This window comes from Streptomyces sp. NRRL S-455, assembly GCF_000717875.1.
Taxonomy (GTDB): domain Bacteria; phylum Actinomycetota; class Actinomycetes; order Streptomycetales; family Streptomycetaceae; genus Streptomyces.
In genome coordinates this window covers 102286-120595 of sequence record NZ_JOCT01000013.1, presented here as the reverse complement: position 1 = coordinate 120595, position 18310 = coordinate 102286, and the positions used below count along the sequence as shown (strand labels likewise).

At 70.8% G+C, this 18310-nt stretch carries 17 protein-coding genes; 10 read left to right on the top strand and 7 right to left on the bottom strand.

What is annotated here, in order from left to right; all coding sequences use genetic code 11:
• Nucleotides 1-100 precede the first annotated feature (100 nt).
• Nucleotides 101-1576 carry a glycoside hydrolase gene (locus IE97_RS0119005; protein ID WP_030241509.1) on the bottom strand — a complete coding sequence of 492 codons (1476 nt, stop codon included), beginning with the start codon at nucleotides 1574-1576 and terminating at the stop codon, nucleotides 101-103.
• Nucleotides 1577-1866: 290 nt separating this feature from the next.
• On the opposite strand from IE97_RS0119005, the gene IE97_RS0119000 reads away from it, so the two are divergent.
• The 3 genes from IE97_RS0119000 to IE97_RS0118990 all read left to right on the top strand — a co-directional run bounded on the left by IE97_RS0119000 (nucleotide 1867) and on the right by IE97_RS0118990 (nucleotide 3988).
• The gene (locus IE97_RS0119000) at nucleotides 1867-2178 is read left to right on the top strand and encodes a DUF6412 domain-containing protein (RefSeq protein WP_030241505.1); all 312 of its coding nucleotides are present in this window, start codon (nucleotides 1867-1869) and stop codon (nucleotides 2176-2178) included.
• A gap of 88 nt (nucleotides 2179-2266) precedes the next feature.
• Entirely contained in the window at nucleotides 2267-2980 is a 714-nt protein-coding gene (locus IE97_RS0118995; RefSeq protein ID WP_030241502.1) for a YidC/Oxa1 family membrane protein insertase, read from the top strand.
• A 150-nt stretch (nucleotides 2981-3130) separates the two neighbouring features.
• Nucleotides 3131-3988, top strand: a complete 858-nt coding sequence (locus IE97_RS0118990) for a fumarylacetoacetate hydrolase family protein (protein WP_030241499.1) — start codon at nucleotides 3131-3133, stop codon at nucleotides 3986-3988.
• 115 nt (nucleotides 3989-4103) lie between these two features.
• On the opposite strand, the gene IE97_RS0118985 is transcribed toward IE97_RS0118990, so the two are convergent.
• Complete coding sequence (locus tag IE97_RS0118985) at nucleotides 4104-4643, bottom strand: phenolic acid decarboxylase (RefSeq protein WP_030241496.1); 540 nt, start codon at nucleotides 4641-4643, stop codon at nucleotides 4104-4106.
• Nucleotides 4644-4738: 95 nt separating this feature from the next.
• Here IE97_RS0118985 and IE97_RS0118980 point away from each other — a divergent pair, with 95 nt between their 5' ends.
• Nucleotides 4739-5179: a MarR family winged helix-turn-helix transcriptional regulator gene (locus IE97_RS0118980; RefSeq protein ID WP_030241494.1), complete on the top strand. Its 441-nt coding sequence runs from the start codon at nucleotides 4739-4741 to the stop codon at nucleotides 5177-5179.
• An 87-nt stretch (nucleotides 5180-5266) separates the two neighbouring features.
• Here the strand turns inward: IE97_RS0118980 and IE97_RS0118975 are convergent, their stop codons facing one another.
• From IE97_RS0118975 to IE97_RS0118965, 3 genes are all read right to left on the bottom strand, one after another.
• Nucleotides 5267-6139: an LLM class F420-dependent oxidoreductase gene (locus IE97_RS0118975; protein ID WP_030241490.1), complete on the bottom strand. Its 873-nt coding sequence runs from the start codon at nucleotides 6137-6139 to the stop codon at nucleotides 5267-5269.
• 120 nt (nucleotides 6140-6259) lie between these two features.
• Nucleotides 6260-6787, bottom strand: coding sequence for a heme-degrading domain-containing protein (locus IE97_RS0118970; protein WP_030241486.1), 528 nt, complete (start codon nucleotides 6785-6787; stop codon nucleotides 6260-6262).
• On the bottom strand, nucleotides 6784-7890 hold the full coding sequence (locus IE97_RS0118965) for a Gfo/Idh/MocA family oxidoreductase (protein ID WP_030241482.1): 1107 nt from the start codon (nucleotides 7888-7890) through the stop codon (nucleotides 6784-6786). Before IE97_RS0118965 ends, IE97_RS0118970 begins: the two co-directional genes overlap by 4 nt.
• 95 nt (nucleotides 7891-7985) lie before the next feature.
• Between IE97_RS0118965 and IE97_RS0118960 the strand changes: the two genes are divergently transcribed.
• The 6 genes from IE97_RS0118960 (at nucleotide 7986) to IE97_RS0118935 (ending at nucleotide 14154) form a co-directional block, all read left to right on the top strand.
• The gene (locus IE97_RS0118960) at nucleotides 7986-9149 is read left to right on the top strand and encodes an ROK family transcriptional regulator (protein ID WP_030241480.1); all 1164 of its coding nucleotides are present in this window, start codon (nucleotides 7986-7988) and stop codon (nucleotides 9147-9149) included.
• Between the two features lie 212 nt (nucleotides 9150-9361).
• Nucleotides 9362-10219: a hypothetical protein gene (locus IE97_RS0118955; protein WP_051705034.1), complete on the top strand. Its 858-nt coding sequence runs from the start codon at nucleotides 9362-9364 to the stop codon at nucleotides 10217-10219.
• Between the two features lie 131 nt (nucleotides 10220-10350).
• Entirely contained in the window at nucleotides 10351-11130 is a 780-nt protein-coding gene (locus IE97_RS0118950) for an HAD-IIA family hydrolase (protein ID WP_030241475.1), read from the top strand.
• Between the two features lie 122 nt (nucleotides 11131-11252).
• A complete protein-coding gene (locus IE97_RS0118945; protein WP_030241473.1) occupies nucleotides 11253-12098 on the top strand; it encodes a hypothetical protein in 846 nt (281 codons plus the stop codon).
• Nucleotide 12099: 1 nt separating this feature from the next.
• Nucleotides 12100-12789: a class F sortase gene (locus tag IE97_RS0118940; RefSeq protein WP_030241470.1), complete on the top strand. Its 690-nt coding sequence runs from the start codon at nucleotides 12100-12102 to the stop codon at nucleotides 12787-12789.
• A gap of 330 nt (nucleotides 12790-13119) precedes the next feature.
• Complete coding sequence (locus IE97_RS0118935; RefSeq protein ID WP_030241467.1) at nucleotides 13120-14154, top strand: glycoside hydrolase family 6 protein; 1035 nt, start codon at nucleotides 13120-13122, stop codon at nucleotides 14152-14154.
• Between the two features lie 108 nt (nucleotides 14155-14262).
• Here IE97_RS0118935 and IE97_RS0118930 read toward each other — a convergent pair whose 3' ends face one another.
• Nucleotides 14263-16203, bottom strand: coding sequence for a kelch motif-containing protein (locus IE97_RS0118930; RefSeq protein WP_030241465.1), 1941 nt, complete (start codon nucleotides 16201-16203; stop codon nucleotides 14263-14265).
• Nucleotides 16200-18200 carry a glycosyltransferase family 2 protein gene (locus IE97_RS0118925; RefSeq protein WP_030241464.1) on the bottom strand — a complete coding sequence of 667 codons (2001 nt, stop codon included), beginning with the start codon at nucleotides 18198-18200 and terminating at the stop codon, nucleotides 16200-16202. The genes IE97_RS0118930 and IE97_RS0118925 overlap by 4 nt, the downstream gene beginning before the upstream one ends.
• Nucleotides 18201-18310: the final 110 nt, after the last annotated feature.

The window sequence follows — 18310 nt, the reverse complement described above, 5'->3', positions numbered from 1 at the left end:
GAGCGTGAGAGGGGCGCAGGCCAGGCCCTCGGCCTGCGCAGGTTCCTCCCCATGCTCGCCACCCCGGCTCTACGTTCGCCGTGCTGCCCAGCCGCTCCGTCTAGAGAGCCACTCCGTCTATCTGGAGTGTCTGGACCGACTTCGCGGCGAAGGGGACGCTGACCGACTTTCCGTTCAGGCGGATGTCCGAGCGCGGGGTGTAGAGGTCGCTGCCGCCCGTCGTCACCGTGTTCCAGCGGGGGACCAGGCCTCCGGAGCCGCCGGTCACCGTCGAGAAGCGGGAGAGGTCGAAGGTGAGGGTCTGGGCCGACGTCGCCGTGTTCACCGCGACGATCACCAGGCGGCGGGACGTCGCGTCGTGGGCGGCGACCGCGTAGCTCACGCCCGTGTCCAGGATCGTCATGCCGGGGCGGATGTGGCGGCTGAACTGGGCCAGGACGTAGTGCTTGGTCTGGACGGTGGTCGGCTGGAGGGTGTTCGCGTCGTAGGCGATCATGGCCCAGCCCGTCGACGGGTCCATGACCTGCCAGTAGCACCAGGCGGTGGGGTGCAGCCAGCGGAAGTCGTAGCAGAGGTTGGAGGCCATGGTGAGGCCGGTGCCGTCGCTGTCGCCCGTCTCGGAGTTCCACAGCTTCTTGCGGGACGTCGTCACCACGTCCGTGTAGAGCAGGTCGCGGCGGCCGCCCGAGCCCTGGTAGCCGTGCACGTTGACCTGGGAGACCAGGGCCTTGGTGGAGGCGTTGAAGGAGGCCCAGGTGGAGCGGGCGGTGTCGTAGTTGGTCTCGTCGGAGGCGGCGATGCGGATGTTCGTCAGGCCGCGTTTGTCCAACTCGCCGCGCATGTGGGGGAGTACGGCCGCCTGGACCGCCGGGTCCATGTGGCAGCCCTCCTGGGTGCCGGTCGCGGTCCACCAGGTGGAGGCCGGCTCGTTGAAGGGATCGACCGTCGCGAAGTTCACGCCCCAGTTGTCGCGGGCGTGGAGGGCCGTGGCTGCCAGGTGGGAGGCGTGCTGGCGGTAGTTCCAGGTCTGGAGGTTGTTGCCGCCGTTCGCCGCTCCGGAGGGGTTGTGGTTGCTGCACATCCACCACATGGGGGAGTTGGCGAAGAGTTCGGTGATCGCGCCGCGCTGGGTCGCCTTCACCAGCATCGCGCGCTGGTTGGCGTCCGCCGACCACTTCCAGGCCGAGGAGGTGGGGTCCTCGTTGTTCCAGTCCTGCCAGAAGCCTTCGATCTGCTTGAAGCCGGGGATGTTAGGCGACTTCACCATGGTCTCGCCGCCCACGCTGTTCCAGCTGCACGCGCCGAGGTTGTAGCGGGCGATGTTGAGGCCCAGGCCGGGGAGGGAACGGCCGTTGTACGTCACCGACTTGGTGGTGAAGAAGAGGTCCGCGAAGTCGTCCCGGGCGCCGAAGACGTTGGCCCACCAGGCGAGGGAGGTGCCCCAGCCCTCCCAGGTGCCGTAGGTGGTCGAGGGGTTGACGGCGATGGTGGCGTCCGCGTGCGCGATCCCTGTCGCCAGGGCACTGCCGAGGAACGTACCTCCTGCTGCGGCCAGCAGGGATCTGCGTCGTATCACGGCTCCTCCGTAGGGGATTAGGGGCAGGCGTCGGTCCCCCCGGTCCGGCGCCGCGAGTTGGCCCGTTCATGACATCGATGCGTGGCGCCGATGCGTGGCGCCGATGCGTGGCATCGAGAAGCATCGGGTGTGGCCGGTGTGTTGTCGAGGGTTGTGACGGGGCTTTCTAAAACCCGTGGACGAAGTGCCGGACGTGAGTGGTGGGCAGGCGCCGTGGGGGATCCTGTATAACGAACAGAGGGAAGAGAGCGGGTGGTCGACGCGTGGGTGTACGAGGGGAGGGGCAGGGCATGGTCCGTGGTTGGGCGAGTCTGCGTCCCGCTCTCGTGCTGCTCTTCCTGGTCGTGGAAGTGGCCCTGCTCGACACCGGCAGCCTCTCCGCCACCGTCGCCCTCGCCGCGACCGCCGCGGCCTCGGCCGCGCTCGCGGTCTGTGCCCTCGTCGCCTCGCGCTGCGCGCCCACCGTGCCGCGCACCCGGGTGCGTACGGCCATCCGCGACCGTGATCTCCGTACGGCCTTCCTGCCGCAACGCGACCCCGACGCCCGGGGGCGCACCCGGCCCCGGGCACCCGGTCACGCCCTCCGGGCGACCTTCGCGTAGGGGCATCTCCACGTAGTCGGACCCCGCGCGGGTCGTCATGCCGCCCTGCCCCACTTCCGGCACGACGAGACCCCCGGAGGGCTCACGCATGTCCGTCTTCGCCAACCTGGTCGAGCACCTCGCCGACCTGCTCCAGCCGCTGTTCGGCGCCTCGGCGGCCGCCGCCGCGATCGTCCTGTTCACCGCGCTCGTACGACTCCTCGTCCACCCCTTGTCCCGGGCCGCCGCGCGCGGCCACAAGGCCCGCACCGCGCTCCAGCCGAAGATCGCCGAGCTGCGGAAGAAGCACGGGAAGAACCCCGAGAAGCTGCAGCGGGCCGTGCTGGAACTGCACGCGGAGGAGAAGGTGTCGCCGCTGGCCGGCTGTCTGCCCGGGCTGCTCCAGGTGCCGGCCTTCTTCCTGCTCTACCACCTGTTCTCCAGCGACACGATCGGCGGGCGGGCCAACGAGCTGCTGGGGCATCAGTTGTTCGCCGCGCCGTTGGGTGCGCGGTGGGTGGACGCGCTCGGGGAGGGCGGTGCCTTCGGTGATGCGGGGCTCGTGTACGCCGGGCTGTTCGTCGTCGTGGGGTGCGTCGCCTGGTTCGGTTACCGGCTGAGCAAGCGCATGATGGCCGTCAACCCGGCCGCGCAGGTCAGTGGCGGGGAGCAGGTGCCGGGCTTGGGGTCGGTGACCAAGGTGATGCCGTTCATGTCCTTTTTCACGCTGGTCACCGTGGCGGTCGTGCCGCTGGCCGCCGCGCTGTACGTGGTGACCAGTACGACGTGGAGTGTGGTCGAGCGGGCTGTGCTGTACCGGTAGTCCCCGGTGGCGGTCCACGGTCCAGTACGTGAACCGGGTATTGCGGAGTGCGCTCCCAGCTTGGAGGATCGACCAGACCTCCGATGACTGCCCCGCCTCATCCGGGCCGCGGGCTTCCGGTGGGTGCCCGCGATCGAGGGAGACGTGATCATGAAGCTGCTGCGAGTCGGTACGGAGGGGTCGGAGCGGCCCGCCCTGCTCGACGCCGACGGGGCCCTGCGGGACCTGTCGGGTGTCGTGCCGGACATCGACGGGGCGCTGCTCGCGGACGACGCGGCGCTCGAGCGCGTCCGTGCCGCCGCCGACGCCGGTGAGCTGCCCGTACTGGACGCCACGGGGCTGCGTATCGGGCCGCCGCTGGGGCGGATCGGCAAGATCGTCTGTATCGGGCTGAACTACCACGACCACGCGCGGGAGACGGGGGCCGAGCCGCCCTCCGAGCCGGTCATGTTCATGAAGGCGCCGGACACGGTGGTCGGGCCGAACGACACCGTGCTCGTGCCGCGGGCGTCCCGTAAGACCGACTGGGAGGTCGAGCTGGCCGTCGTCATCGGGCGTACGGCCAGGTATCTGGAGTCCGTGGAGGAGGGTCTCGCGCATGTCGCCGGGTACGCGGTGGCACACGACGTGTCCGAGCGGGAGTTCCAGATCGAGCGGGGCGGGACGTGGGACAAGGGGAAGAACTGCGAGACGTTCAATCCGCTGGGGCCGTGGCTGGTGACGGCGGACGAGGTGCCGGATCCGCAGCGGCTTTCGCTGCGGCTGTGGGTCAACGGGGAGCTGAAGCAGGACGGGACGACGGCTGAGCAGATCTTCCCGGTGGGGGAGGTCGTGCGGTATCTCAGTCAGTTCATGACGCTGTATCCCGGGGATGTGATCAATACCGGGACGCCGGCGGGGGTCGCGCTGGGGGCGCCCGAGCCGAAGCCGTTCCTGCGGGCCGGGGACGTCGTGGAGCTGGAGATCGAGGGGCTCGGGCGGCAGCGGCAGGAGTTCAAGGACGCCTGAGGGGCGGAACTCGCGGTTGTATCTCCGCTCGGCCCGCACACGGGCCTGAGGCCGGCACGGGGCGGCGGCACCACGGCGCGCCGTCGCCCATGAGCCCCGACGGCGATCAGGCCGGTCAGTTGGTGCGGTCGGACCAGCCTCGCGGGAGGTCCGCGGGGGCCGTGGAGATGACGGTGTCGTCGTCAGGGCCGACGTACTCGAAGAGGGTGATCCTGGCGAACTCGGGGACCACGTAGATCGGGTAAGTGGGGCCTTCGTCGCGGTACTTGCGCATCTCGTCGAGGTGGTCGTTCTGGTAGACGACGGTGCGCTCGCCGTGCTCCTCGACCCAGCGGGGGAAGAAGATCACTCCGTGCAGCCGGCGCTTGCCGGGCATGACGTCGACGGAGACCGACGTGCCGGTGGGTTCGTTCCAGGAGACCTTGTAGCTGTCGTCGTCCAGTTGGGCGAGGTCGACGTGCTGGTCCTTCACCCAGCGGCCGCCCACCATGCCGGAGTGGATGCGGTAGTCGATGGTGGTCGCGTTCTTCACGTACATCTCGTACTGCCAGCCGTTGGCGTACGTGTAGATGAAGCGGTGGCCGACGATCCCGGACAGGTCCTGTGGGGGGACGGGGTTCTCGACGGTGGTCTCGTGCACTCCGTTGCTGGTCATGGGGGTGCCTCCTTGGTGCGTGTCGCGATGGCAACCCTTTTATTTTGTCACAAAATACTTTTGCGACAAAACCTATGGTCCGGCATGATGAACCCATGGACACAGCGACCGACTTGAGCCGCCTCATAGGGCCCCTTCGGCGAGCAGTACTGCTGCGTACCCGCAGAGCGGAGGACCTGCCGGATCTCCCCGAAGCACAGATCGAACTGCTGCGGGTCCTGTCGGAGGCCGGTGCGTTGTCCCCGCGCGAGGCCGCCGCCCGTCTGCGCGTAGCCCCCTCGACCGTCAGCAACCTGGTCCGCGCGATGACCGCAGCGGGGCTTGTCGAGCGCAAACCGTCGTCGACCGACCTGCGCACGGTGAGCCTCGTGGCCTCTCCACTCGCTCTCGACCTGCTCAGCCGTTACGACCGGGTGAGCACGGACGCCCTGCGGCGCGCCCTGACCGTCCTCGCGCCAGAGCGTCAACGGGCCATCGAAGACGCCCTGCCCGCTCTCACCGAGCTGCTCGGCGTACTGGAGGACGCACGCGGCTGAGCCCTGGGCGTGCCCGCGAGTACCGGTCGGGCCGGTGCGGCTCGGCGGGCAGCGGCCGTCCTGCCCCGGCCGCTGCCCGACCTTCGGTCATGCCAGGAGATCGGCCAGGTCGCGCCACGCCTTCCGCGGGAGGGCGTCCCTCGGAGAGCCGTCCACCACCTGGAGGGCCACGTGGTCCGCGCCCGCCGCGAAGAAGCTGTCGATCCTGGCGCGGATGGCCGTCTCGTCGCCCCAGGCGAACAGGGCGTCGACCAGGCGGTCGCTGCCGCCGTCCGTCAGGTCGTCCTCGGTGAAGCCGTGGCGGAGGAAGTTGTTGGTGTAGTTCGGCAGGGGGAGGTAGATGCCGAGGAACTCGCGGGCCAGGGTGCGGGCCCGGGTCGGGTCCGTCTCCGGGACCACCGCCAGTTCGGGGGCGAGCAGGGGGCCCTCGCCGAGCAGCTCGCGGGCGTGGGCGGTGTGCTCCGGGGTGACCAGGTAGGGGATCGCCCCCGCGGAGCGGTCGCGCGTCAGCTCCAGGCTCTTCGGGCCGAGGGCGGCCAGGACCCGGCGGTCCGCGGGGAACCCGGCGGCGTCCAGGCCGTCCAGGTAGGTGACGAGGGCCGAGTACGGGCGGCGGTACTGCTCCGCCCGCTTGGCGTGGCTGACGCCGAGGCCCAGCAGGAAACGGCCTGGGTGGGCGGCCTCCAGCTCGGCGAAGGCCGCGGCGGTGGCGTCCGGCTCGTGCTCCCAGATGCTCTGGATGCTGGTGCCGACGGTGAGCCGCGAGGTCGCCCGGATCAGCGGGGCGGCGTTGGCGGCGGACGTGTTGCCGCCCAGCCACACGGCGCCGTAGCCGAGTTCCTCCAGTTCGGCGGCGGCCTCGGCGAGTTCGCCGCGCCGGTCCGGGTCCTCCGAGCGCAGGCCTACGCTCCAGATGCCGTACCGGCCGACGGTTTCCTTCAGGGCGGTGGCGTGGGTCATCGGTTGCGATCCCTCCGGTGGGGCGCCGTGTCGATCATGCGTACAGCAGGTGCCAACCGGGGGGACCGCTCGCTCATTCCAGCATTCCGGGTTCCGGCATTACGGCCGCTCGAGAGTCGACTACCGTTCCCCGCCCAGGAATTCCTCCAGCGCCTCCACCACGAACCGGTGGTCCTGGAGCTGCGGCAGCCCGGACACCGTCACCGCACCGATCACGCCCACGCCCTCGACGATGATCGGGAAGGAGCCGCCGTGCGCCGCGTACGTGTCGGGGTCGAGGCGCGAGGACTCCTCGAACGTCGTGCCCTTGGCGCGGAAGCGGGCGCCGACCAGGTAGGACGCGGAGCCGTAGCGCTCGACCACCCGGCGCTTGCGGGCGATCCAGGCGTCGTTGTCGGGCGTGGAGCCGGGCAGCGCCGCGTGGAAGAGCTGCTGGCCGGCGCGGTGGATGTCGATGGCGAGCGGGGCCTGCCGCTGCCGGGCCATCTCGACCAGGAGCGAGCCTAGTGCCCAGGCGTCGTCGTGGGTGAACTGGCGGAACACCAGGCGGCGCTCCTGCTTCTCCAGCTCCTCCAGGCTCGGGGTGAGCTCGGGGTGGAACTTCGGGCCGAGCTCCTGGTGGTGCGAGGGGTTGTTCTTGTGTGTCACAGGGTCACCGTCACCTTCTCGCGGGCCGAACGACGGGCGGCTTCCAGTACGTCCAGGGCGGCGGCCGCCTCCAGTGCGGTCACCGGGTTCGGGGCGCCCTCCAGCAGGGCCTTCGCCACGGCCGCATAGTAAGCGGGGTAGTCCCCGGGGAGGGTCGGTTCGGGGCGGCCACCGCCGGTCACCGGGGACTCGCCGGACCCCACCCGGCCCCACAGCGACTCGGGCTCCACGCCCCAGCCGGGCCCGGGGCGCTCGCCCTCGCGCAGGGCCGCCTCCTGGGGGTCGAGGCCGTGCTTGACGTAGCCGGCGGCGGAGCCGAGGACGCGGAAGCGGGGGCCGAGCTGAGCGGTCGTCGCGGAGACGTAGAGGTGGGAGCGGACACCGTTGGTGTGCGTGATGGCGATGAACGTGTCGTCGTCCGCCTCGGCGCCCGGGCGGCGGACGTCCGACTCGGCGTACACGGTGGCCGCCGGGCCGAAGAGGACGAGCGCCTGGTCGACGACGTGGCTACCGAGGTCGTAGAGCAGACCTCCGATCTCTGCGGGGTCGCCGGACTCCCGCCAGCCGCCCTTCAGTTGGGGACGCCAGCGCTCGAAGCGGGACTCGAAGCGCCAGACGTCGCCCAGCTCGCCCTCGGACAGCAGCTTGCGCAGGGTGAGGAAGTCGTTGTCCCAGCGGCGGTTCTGGAAGACGGAGAGGAGCAGGCCGCGCTTCTCGGCCAGGGCGGCGAGTTCCCGGGCCTCGGCCGCCGTGCCGGCGACGGGCTTGTCGACCACGACCGGCAGGCCCGCCTCGAGGGCGGTGGTCGCGAGCGGCACGTGCGTCTTGTTCGGGGACGCGATGACGACCAGGTCCAGCTCGGCGGCCCGGTCGAACAGCTCGTCCGGGGCGGCGGCCAGGCGTACGTCCGGGAACTCGGCGCGGGCCTGCTGCTGCCGTTCGGGGTTCGAGGTGACGACCGTGTCGAGGCTCAGGCCCTCGGTGGCGGCGATCAGCGGGGCGTGGAAGACGGAGCCGGCGAGACCGTAGCCGACGAGGCCGACGCGGAGGGGTGAGCCGGGGGTGCCGGAAGTGCCGGATGGGCCGAGGGGTGTGCCAGTCATGACACCCACTTTCGCAACGCTGTTGCCAAAGTGCAAGGGCCGGGGACAATGGGGTCGTGAACAGGGCGGACGAGCGTACGGGCGGGGTCGGAGGCATGCGCGGCACAGGGGTGGCTGGAGGAGCTGGAGGGACCGCGGGCGGCGCCGGGGCGAATCTGCTCGCGCTGCGCAGTCACAACGCCGCCCTGGTGCTCGACCTGATGCGGACCGCCGGGCCCGACGGCATCAGCCGGCTCGAACTCGCCGAGCGCACCGGACTCACCCCGCAGGCGGTCAGCAAGATCACGGCCCGGCTGCGGGAGGACGGACTCGCGGCGGAGGCGGGGCGCCGGGCGTCGACCGGGGGCAAGCCGCGCACGGTGCTGCGGCTGGTGCCCGAGGCGGGGCACGCGGTGGGGGTCCACCTGGACCGGGACGAGGTCCGGGCCGTGCTGGTGGATCTGCGCGGGACCGTGGTGGGGGAGCGGCGGGCCCGGCTGGACCTGGGGGCCGGGGCGCCGGCCGTGCTGGCGTCGGTGACGGAGACGGTGCGCGAGACGGTCGCCGAGGTGCTGCCCACCGGGCTCGGCCGGGCCCTGCTGGGGGCGGGCGTCGCGCTGCCCGGGCCGCTCGACCACACCCGCGGGGTGCTGCACAGGGTCACCGGCTTTCCCGAGTGGGACGGCTTTCCGCTGCGGAAGGCGCTGGCCGACGGGCTCGGGGTGCCGGTGCTGATCGACAAGGACACCAACGCGGCGGCACTGGGCCTGGCCGCCGGGGGCGAGAGCGGCTCCTTCGCCTATCTGCACCTCGGTACGGGGCTGGGGGCCGGGCTGGTGATCGGGGGCGGCCTGCACCGGGGCGCCCGGACCGGGGCGGGGGAGTTCGGCCACCAGGTGATCCTGCTCGACGGCCCGCCGTGCACCTGCGGAGACCGTGGCTGCGTCGAGGTGCTGTGCCTCGACGCCGTGGCGCGCGGTGACCTGGAGGAGGCGGCGCGGGTGCTGGGCGCCGGGGCGGCGAACCTGGTGGGGCTGCTCGACATCGACGTCGTCCTGCTGGGCGGCCGCACGGTGGCCGCGGCTCCGCGGCCCTTCGTGCGCGGGGTCGGGGCGGTGCTGGAGGCGAGGGCCCGGCGGACGGGGCAGGACGCGGTGCCGGTGCGCGTCGCCCCGGGCGGGGGGCGAGCCGTGGCGGTGGGGGCGGCTCAGCTGGTGCTGGGACCCGTGTTCGGACGGGGGGACGGGTGGGAGAGGGGTGGGGTGCCGGTCTCCTCCTGATCGGCCGGGCCGACTCGCGCGCGAAGCCCTGGGGCGCGGGTGGGGTGCCGGTTTCCTCCTGATCGGCGGGGCCCACTCGCGCGCGAAGGCCCCGGGGCGACCGCGTCGACAGGCCCGGTTGTCCGCCGACCGGGCGGATCCGCGCCGCCGTTCGGGGGCCGTTCCGGGCGGGTCGGCTAGCGAACGCCCTCATCCGGCTAGGTCACATCTCCATGCGACTCTGCACGCCCGCTCCCCTCGGCCTGGCGGCGGCAGCCGCCGTCCTGCTCACCGGTGCCCACCCGGCCTACGCGGACGACCCGGCGCCCGCCTGCGCCGCGCCCGACGACCACACCTTCCCGGTCACCACCCGCATCCACGGCGGGCCGGACTCCTACGCGGCCGGGGGCGGATTCGGGACCTGGTACGTCGATCTGACCAACACGACCGACCGGCCCTGCACCCGCATCCACCCCATCGTGGTGCTCGTCGACGACAAACGGGCGCTGGAGCCGTCCCAGCCACGGCTGGAGTTCTTCGAGGGGACCCGGTCCCACCCCGTGCGGTTCGAGAAGACCACTGAGGACGAGCTCGTCGGGGCGCTGGCCGATGACGAGGGCCGGTTCGCCGGGTTCACCGTCGGGCCGGGGAAGACCGTCACCGTCAAGGTGCGGCTCGCGGTCACCTCGGACGCCGTACCCAACGAGGTCACCGCCAACGCCGCCGTCGTACAACGCCACGACGACGACGGCGAGTGGGTCGGGCAGTCCAACGACTACCGGTTCGGCATCGATGGCGGTGGGCCGGACGACGGTGGCGAGACAGGCGACGACGACGGCACCGACACCCAGCCGGACCCCGATGCCACCGAGCCGCAGCCCGACACCACCGAGCCGCGACCCGACACCACCGTCCCGCAGCCCGACACCACCGTGCCGGAGTCCGAGTCCACCGTCCCGCCCCGCGAGGACCGGTTCCCGTTCGCCGAGGAACTCGCCCGCACCGGAGCCGGCGCCAAGGTCGCCGCGACCGCCGCCGCCATGCTCCTCACCGGAGGCGGGGCCCTGCTCCTCGCACGCCGCCGACGCTGACACGATGGCCGTCCCGCCCCTCGGGACGCCGGGATCCGACCGTTCCGCAAGATCCGGCCACTGTTTAGGCTGGGGGCTGCCTGGCACCCCCAAGGCGCACGCTGGACCGCGTACGGCAGGAGATCCCGCACATGGCAGACCGCAAGCCCATCGAGTCGTGGCTCACCGACATGGACGGGGTGCTCATCCACGAGGGCGTACCGATCCCCGGCGCCGACGCCTTCATCAAGAAGCTGCGCGAGTCCGGGAAGCCCTTCCTGGTCCTCACCAACAACTCGATGTACACCCCGCGCGACCTGCACGCCCGGCTGCGCCGCCTGGGCCTCGAGGTGCCGATCGAGAGCATCTGGACGTCGGCCCTGGCCACGGCCCAGTTCCTGGACGACCAGCGGCCGGGCGGATCCGCGTACGTCATCGGCGAGGCGGGCCTCACCACCGCGCTGCACGACATCGGCTACGTCCTGACCGACCACGAGCCGGACTACGTCGTCCTCGGCGAGACCCGCACCTACTCCTTCGAGGCCATGACGAAGGCGGTGCGGCTCATCCTCGGCGGCGCCCGCTTCATCTGCACCAACCCCGACGAGACCGGCCCGTCCACCGAGGGCCCGCTGCCCGCGACCGGCGCGGTGGCCGCGCTGATCACCCAGGCGACCGGCAGGAAGCCGTACTTCGCCGGCAAGCCGAACCCGCTGATGATGCGCACCGGGCTGAACGCCATCGGGGCGCACTCCGAGACCAGCGCGATGATCGGCGACCGGATGGACACCGACGTGCTGGCCGGCATGGAGGCCGGAATGCAGACGTTCCTGGTGCTCACCGGCCTGACCAAGCCCGAGCAGGTGGAGGGCTTCCCGTACCGGCCGTCGCAGGTCGTGGACTCGATCGCGGACCTCGTCGACCGGGTCTGACGTCGCGAAAGGCGCCCGGACCGCAGTCAAACCCGTCGCCACCCGAACGGAGCAGCCGCCGCGTCCCCGAGGATGCGCGGGCCCACCGTGCGGGGGAGGCTCCAGGTATCTGGAGGTTCACGATGGGTTCGCTGAAAGTCACTGTCTGTTCGGGTGTCCTGGTCGCGGTCGCAGGGGGCGCAGCCGCTCTCGCCCCGGCGGCGTACGCGGGTGAGGCCGGGAGCGTCTCGGTGATCCCGGCGTCCCCCGCACCCGGCAGTGACGTCACGCTCCGCGTGACCGGCTGTGCGGAGCGGACGGCCGTCGCCGCGTCGACGGCGTTCGTCGCGGACGCGCGGCTCACCGTCACCGACGCCGGCCTCACCGGCGACAGCCGGGTCCGCTCCACACTCGAGCCGGGGACGTACGCGGTGAAGGTCACCTGCGGGGCCGCCGAACGGACCGGTACGTTCACCGTCCGGGCGGGTGAAGGGCGGCCGCGGGCAGGGACCGCTCCCGGGGCTTCGGGGCAGCCGCCCGCGCACGGGACGGCCGGCCGGTCATCCGCGCCGGGCGCAGAGGCGGGGCAGCCCCCCGCGCCGGGCACGGGCGGACAGCCGCCTGTGCCCGAGGGCGGTGGGCGGTCACCCGTGCCCCACACCGACGGGCAATCGACGGCGGGGGAAGCGGACGGTCAGTCACCCGCGGAGGACGGCGACGGTCGGTCGTCCGTGGAAGAAGAGGACGGGCAGTCGGCCGCGCCCGGAGAGGACGGGCAGTCGTCCGCCGCCCGGCGGCCTGCTCCGCACACCTCTCCCGTCGCCCCGGTCGAGGCCGGTGGCGGTGGCGCGGCGGACCTCGTCACGGCGGCGGGCCGCGGGGCCGGCCCCGGTGCGGCCCAGGGAGTGACCGGCCTGGTTCTCGCGGGAATCGCCGCCGTGGTCGTCGCGCTGAGCGCTGTCCGGCGCCGGAGCCGTGGAACGGACTGACATGTCGGACCAGGATCAGGTTCAGGATCAGATCACGGGACGCTCCGGCACCGGCCGCCTGCTGGCCGGCGTGGCCTGGGTGGTGCTGCTGCTCGGGCTGTGGCTCTGGGGCCGTGAGGTCACCGACGTACGGCACGGCATCTCCGCGCCCACCACGGGCGACATGGCGGCTGCCGGACGGCCACCGGACGTGAAACTGCCGCCCGCGCACCGACCGATCGGCGACGCGCCGCCGCAGCGCGTCGACATCCCCGGGCTGGGTGTCCAGGCACCCGTCGTGGGGCGCGGCCTGGACGAACGCGGGGCGCTCGATCCGCCGCCGTACGACCAGCCGGGCGTGGTCGGCTGGTACGCGGACGGGGTCGCGCCCGGGGCGCCGGGGACCGCGCTGATGGTCGGTCACGTCGACACCCGGTCCCGGCCCGCCGTCTTCTTCAAGGTCAGTGCCATGCGGCCCGGCCAGACGATCCGGGTGGTCCGGGCCGACGCCAAGGTCGCCGAGTTCACCGTCGAGTCCGTCCAGATCCTCACCCGCGACCGCTTCGACGCCCACCAGGCCTACGGCCCCCGCGAGTCGGGCCGGGCCGAGCTGCGCCTGGTCACCTGCGGCGGCAGCTACGACCGTACGACCCGCAGCTACACGGCGAACGTGGTGGTGTCGGCGTATCTGACCGGAACCGGCGGCCCCTAGTACATCCGGGGCCCACCTGACCCGGTCGGCGACCCGCTCCCCCTGAGGTCGCCGACCGGGCTGGTCCTCGACCGCGCGCACGGGCTGCGGGAGTAGCCCGGCGAGCCGCGCGGGAGGCGGCAGGAGCCACGGCGGGTGAGACTCTGGCCGGAGGCCGGGCGCCGCGCAGGAAACTTTAGATGCAAAGGACCGGCCGGGCCTAGAGGTCGAATAACGCCAAGTTCTCGCACGGTGGCTCTGTGTCATCGCTCGGCTGGAGTTCGGCCTCGGGGGGCACGGGACGTATGTCAGGATTGAGCCTTGGAACGGCTGCACCCAAGGGGGAGTTGGATGTACGGCAGCAGGGGGGCCGGGGCGTTCGCCGCGAGGCGGGTGTCCGCAGTGGTGCTGGGGGCGGCGCTGCTGGTCACGGGGTGTTCGTCCGGCGGAGAGGGCGGATCGGACAAGGGCGGCGACGCGGGCGCCGGGATCACGCAGCAGCCCAAGGAGACCGCCCCGTTCTGGGTCAACCCGGAAGGCACCGCGGCCCAGCAGCTCGTGAACCTGGAGAAGTCCGGCAAGAAGCAGGACGCCGAGCAGATCCGCAAGATAGCCGAGCAGCCGGTCGCCGAGTGGATCGGCCCGGACAATCCGCAGGAGCAGACCCGAGGCCTCACCGAGGCCGCGGAAAAGGCCGGGCGTACGGCGCTGCTCGTCCTCTACAACATCCCGCACCGCGACTGCGGCCAGTACTCACAGGGCGGCGCCGCCGACGGCAACGCCTACCGCGAGTGGCTCGACGGCGTGGCGGCGGGCATCGGCGACCGTCCGGCCACGGTCATCCTGGAACCGGACGCCCTGCTCCACCTCGTGGACGGCTGCACGCCGGAGCAGTTCCACGAGGAGCGCTACGACCTCCTCAAGGGCGCCGTCACCAAGCTGAAGTCGCTGAAGAACACGAAGGTCTACCTCGACGCGGGCAACGCCGGCTGGCAGAACCCGGACCAGATCTTCGAACCTCTGAACCGCGCGGGCATCGCCCAGGCCGACGGCTTCTCCGTCAACGTCTCCAACTTCTACTCCACCGAGGACTCCATCTCCTACGGCAAGCAGCTCTCCGCCAAGGTCGGCGGCAAGCACTTCGTCATCGACACCAGCCGCAACGGCAAGGGCCCCTACACCGGCGGCAACCCCGACGAGCGCTGGTGCAACCCGCCGGGCCGCGCGCTGGGCGAGACGCCGACGACGAAGACGGCGGACCCGCTGGTCGACGCGTACCTGTGGGTCAAGCGGCCGGGCGAGTCGGACGGCGAGTGCAAGGGCGGCCCCAAGGCGGGGCAGTGGTGGGCGGACTACGCGCTGAAGCTGGCGAAGGCGACTTCCTAGAGGTCCGGGAACCCCGGGAAGTCCTGGAAACCCGGGAAGTCCCGACAGGCCGAAGGGGCGCCCTCCCTGCCGGAGAGCGCCCCGATCAGCCGGTCGACCAGCCGGTGTCTACGGCACCTTGACCCACTGAGCCTTGCTCGGCGTGCCCTTGTCGTCCGTCACGAACAGCATGTACCAGCCCGCCTGGACCAGGTTCCGGTTCTCCGGCATGGTCACGGTCAGCTTGTCGCCGTCCGCCTTGAAGTCGAGCGCGATGGACCGCTGGTCGACGTCCGTGACGTGCGTGGCGGCGCTCGGCCGGATCAGCCGGACCTTCTTTATCCGGTTCGCGTCGGACGACGTGAACGTGCCCTTCTCGCCGCGCTCGATGGTCTGCGGACCGCCCGACAGCGAGGGCTGGTCCCCGTCGCCGTACAGGTACGGCGGCGTGTAGATCTCGATGCGCTGCTCGAACTCGCCCGGCTTGGTGTTGGCCTTGTCGCCGTAGAGCGAGTCGGAGCCGAAGAACATCACGCGGCCGTCGGGCAGCAGGATCGACCCGGAGTGGTAGTTGCGGCCCACCAGCGGGTCGGCGACCCGGCGGAGGTCGTTCTTCTCCGCGTCGTACAGCCGCGCCTCGAAGATGTTGGAGTCGCTGCGGCCGCGGTAGTCCTCCGAGCCGCCGGAGATCAGCACGCTGTCGTCGGGCAGGATCGAGGCGTTCGGGTAGCGCGTGCCCTTGTCCAGGGACGGGCCGTCCACGAAGCGCGGGTCGTCGTCCTTCAGGTCGACGATCCGGGTCTTCTCGCTGGACTGCTTGGACTCGCCGACGCCACCGCCGCCGATCACCATGTACTTCTCGTCCTGCGCGGGCGGCAGCAGCACCGTGCCGGACGTCTCCATCAGCTTCGGGTCGCTGAGCCCGGGGATCTTCGTGAACTTGTTGGTGTCCACGTCCCACACGCCCGGGTCACGGCCGACGTCGTCCGGCCCGTAGCCCGCGTTGGAACCCGAGTAGAAGACCTTGCCGTTCTGCATGAGGAACAGCGCCGGGTAGGTCGGGAACTGCCGGACCTTGTCGGTGTAGGTCCACTTCTTGGTCTTCGGGTCGAAGATCTCGTTCTTGCCCGGGACCAGCTGGCCGATGTCGTCGAGGCCGGAGACGCTGAGGATCTTCCCGTCGCTCAGGGTGGTGAGCGTCGGATACCAGCGGGCCTCCTTCATCGGGTCGACCTTGATGTACTTCTCGGCCACGGGGTCGAACTCGAAGGCGTCCCGGATGCCCTGGAAGTCCTTCTTGTCGAGGGCGAGTTTCTGCGCGATGCCGTAGGTGTTGCGCGCGTCGTCGCCCTTCAGGCCGTGCACGCGGTAGTTGTCCTGCGTGCCCGTCTCGTACTTCGCCCCGCGCTTCTGCGCCTCGACGTAGATCCGGCCGAGGCCGGGGTCGTTGCGCAGGAACCTGCCCGTCGCCTTGTCGAAGACCTTCTTCGCGCGCGGCACGAGCACCGGGTCCTTCGAGACGAAGGTCTTGCCGTTCTCCTTGCCGGTGAACCTGGTGCCCGCGGGCAGGGTGATCGGCTTGTCCGGGTTCTCGTTGTGGACGATCATCAGGCCGCCGGCCTTGGTGACGTCACCCTTGAGCTTCTCGTACCGCTTGGTGCCGCCCGCGATCAGCAGGTTGCCGTTGGCGAGCTGGGTGTGGCCGGTGCAGAACAGGTCGCTGGGCGTCGGGACCTTCTTGATGGTGCCCTTGACCGGGTCCCAGATCCGGGTGTCGAACTTCTTCGCGTCGAAGTTGTCCTGGTTGTTGCCCGAGCCCGCGACGAGCAGCACCTTGCCGGTGCGCAGCAGCGCCGCGTGGATGGTGTTCTGCCGGTACTCCTCGGGAAACTCGATGATCTCCCACTTGCCGTTCGCGGCCTTGTACTCCGGCTGGTTGATCTTGTACTGGTGGTATTTCTCGGTGCCGAAGCGGTAGAGCCACGGCCCGTTCATCCCGGCCAGCGCGAGTACCACCGCCGTGCCGATCGCGAGTCGACGGGCCCGGCGGCGGCCTGCACGGTCGTTCATTCCTTACGTCCCCCAAGTCCACCAAGGGCGATCTGCATGGTCTGGTCGGATCCTCCGACCTCCCCGTTTCCGCCCGGGGCGGCGGCCCAACTGGGCTTCTGCTGCGGGGCGTGCGGCGCCTGCTGCTGCGGGACGGGCAGCGGCTGCGTCCGGTTCGGGCCCGCAGAATCCTGCGGCTCGCCCCCGCCGGGGGCGGAGGGCTTCTTCGCGTCCTGCTTCATCTGCCAGCGCCACGCGAAGATCGGCGTGGCCGTGATCAGCATGGCGAACGTCGCCCAGATGATCATCGCGGGGTGGGAGTGGCCGTAGACGAAGCCGGCCGCGATCGATCCGCCGAAGATCAGGATGAAGTACCAGTGGTAGCGGAACGTCCCGAACCAGCGGTCGGGGCTCGCCGAGTCGCCCTTGGGCGTGACCACGAACTTGCTCTTGCGCCGCAGCACGGAGTCGATCAGCGCCTTCGCGTACAGCGGCGCCGACAGCGCGGACATCACCATGCCGGCCACACCGCCGGAGCCCTCCGGCTCGTGCGGCGAGACGTTGTGCCGGCGGTTCCAGACGTACAGGCCGATCTGCAGGGCGGAGGCGTTGCCGTAGAGCATCAGCCAGACCGCCGGGTCGATGTTCACACCCGAGGCGCCCAGGCCCAGGAACAGGCAGCAGCTCAGCGCCGCCAGGATCCAGTTCAGGGCCGACATCGGATAGAAGATGATCATCATCGTGTAGTTGAAGAGCTTGCTCGGCGGCAGCGAGTACCAGCCCTTCCAGTACTGCTTGAGGATCGTCTCGTACGTTCCTCGCGACCAGCGCATCTGCTGGGTGAAGAAGTCCGTCCAGGCGCTGGGTCCCTCACCGACGGCGAGCACGTCCGGGGTGTAGACGGAGCGCCACTTGTTGCCCGTCGCCGGGTTCTTGTGGCGGTGCATCTCGAAGCCGGTCGCCATGTCCTCGGTGATCGAGTCGTACAGACCGCCGATCTGCTTCAGCGCCTTGATGCGCACGGCGTTGGAGGTGCCGACGAACATGGGGGCGCCGTAGCGGTTGCCCGCGCGCTGGATCAGCGCGTGGAAGAGGAACTGCTGCGACTCGGCGGCCTTGGTGACGAACGAGTCGTAGTTGCCGTAGACCTGCGGGCCGATGACGAAGCCCACGTCCGGGTCGCGGAAGAAGCCGAGCATCCGCTCCAGGTAGTTGGGCAGCGGCACGTGGTCGGTGTCGACCGAGGCGAAGAAGTCGTAGTCGTCGCCGTGCGCCTCCAGCCAGGCGTTGTAGTTGCCGTGCTTGGTCTTGGCGCGGTGCGGGCCCTTGTCCTGGTTCCACTTGGCGACGCCCTTGCGGGAGAAGTGGTGCACGCCCAGGCGTTCGCAGACCGCCTTCACCTCGGGGTCGTCGCCCTCGTCGAGCAGCCAGACGTGCATCAGGCCCCGGTGGCGGATCTTCACGGCCGCCTCCAGGGTCTTCGTCACCATCTCCAGCGGTTCCTTGCCGGGCACGAAGGAGGTGAGGAAGGCGACTCTGGTGCCGGTCTCGGGCACCACCGGGACCGGGTCGCGGGCGACCAGCGTGGCGTGCGCGTTCGACAGCACGTTCATGCAGCGGAAGAACTCGATCAGACCGATCGAGACGAGCATGACCATGTCGAGCGCGGGCAGCCAGTCGAAGGCCGGGTAGTCGCGCTCGGTCCAGTGCTCGGGCTGGAGCAGCCAGAACAGCAGCACCAGGGACAGCACCGGAGCCGCGGCCAGCATCAGGGCGACCCTGATCCGGTGCGGCTCCTGCGAGATGAGCGACCGGTACTGCACCTTGTACGGCTTGTTCGGATCCGGCTGGGTGAGGGGACCCGCGAGCCGGCTGTAGTGCTCGTAGTCGTATCTCGGCAGGGTCTTCTTGATCCGCCGGAAGGTCCCCGTGGTGCTCATCCGGTGCTCAGGCACCCTGAGCTGCGTGGTCTGGGACGGGTCGTGGTCCTGCCGGGCGCCCGTCGGCCTCGACGTCATGAGTCATCCCCCCACACGCGGACAGCCGCGTGTTTCGTATCGCTTGCTTCCGTCTGCGGCAGGTCCCCCTCGACCTTCACAGACGTATCAGTGGTGGATCGCAGTCACCA

What these genes read in the sequence shown, in the direction of transcription:
- IE97_RS0118995 (WP_030241502.1), top strand. Translation starts at nt 2,267, where the DNA reads ATGTCCGTCTTCGCCAACCTGGTCGAGCACCTCGCCGACCTGCTCCAG.
- IE97_RS0118985 (WP_030241496.1), bottom strand. Translation starts at nt 4,643, where the DNA reads ATGACCAGCAACGGAGTGCACGAGACCACCGTCGAGAACCCCGTCCCC.
- IE97_RS0118935 (WP_030241467.1), top strand. Translation starts at nt 13,120, where the DNA reads ATGTACGGCAGCAGGGGGGCCGGGGCGTTCGCCGCGAGGCGGGTGTCC.
- IE97_RS0118930 (WP_030241465.1), bottom strand. Translation starts at nt 16,203, where the DNA reads ATGAACGACCGTGCAGGCCGCCGCCGGGCCCGTCGACTCGCGATCGGC.
- IE97_RS0118950 (WP_030241475.1), top strand. Translation starts at nt 10,351, where the DNA reads ATGGCAGACCGCAAGCCCATCGAGTCGTGGCTCACCGACATGGACGGG.
- IE97_RS0118955 (WP_051705034.1), top strand. Translation starts at nt 9,362, where the DNA reads ATGCGACTCTGCACGCCCGCTCCCCTCGGCCTGGCGGCGGCAGCCGCC.
- IE97_RS0118925 (WP_030241464.1), bottom strand. Translation starts at nt 18,200, where the DNA reads ATGACGTCGAGGCCGACGGGCGCCCGGCAGGACCACGACCCGTCCCAG.
- IE97_RS0118960 (WP_030241480.1), top strand. Translation starts at nt 7,986, where the DNA reads ATGCGCGGCACAGGGGTGGCTGGAGGAGCTGGAGGGACCGCGGGCGGC.
- IE97_RS0119000 (WP_030241505.1), top strand. Translation starts at nt 1,867, where the DNA reads ATGGTCCGTGGTTGGGCGAGTCTGCGTCCCGCTCTCGTGCTGCTCTTC.
- IE97_RS0118980 (WP_030241494.1), top strand. Translation starts at nt 4,739, where the DNA reads ATGGACACAGCGACCGACTTGAGCCGCCTCATAGGGCCCCTTCGGCGA.
- IE97_RS0118945 (WP_030241473.1), top strand. Translation starts at nt 11,253, where the DNA reads ATGGGTTCGCTGAAAGTCACTGTCTGTTCGGGTGTCCTGGTCGCGGTC.
- IE97_RS0118990 (WP_030241499.1), top strand. Translation starts at nt 3,131, where the DNA reads ATGAAGCTGCTGCGAGTCGGTACGGAGGGGTCGGAGCGGCCCGCCCTG.
- IE97_RS0118940 (WP_030241470.1), top strand. Translation starts at nt 12,100, where the DNA reads ATGTCGGACCAGGATCAGGTTCAGGATCAGATCACGGGACGCTCCGGC.
- IE97_RS0118975 (WP_030241490.1), bottom strand. Translation starts at nt 6,139, where the DNA reads ATGACCCACGCCACCGCCCTGAAGGAAACCGTCGGCCGGTACGGCATC.
- IE97_RS0118965 (WP_030241482.1), bottom strand. Translation starts at nt 7,890, where the DNA reads ATGACTGGCACACCCCTCGGCCCATCCGGCACTTCCGGCACCCCCGGC.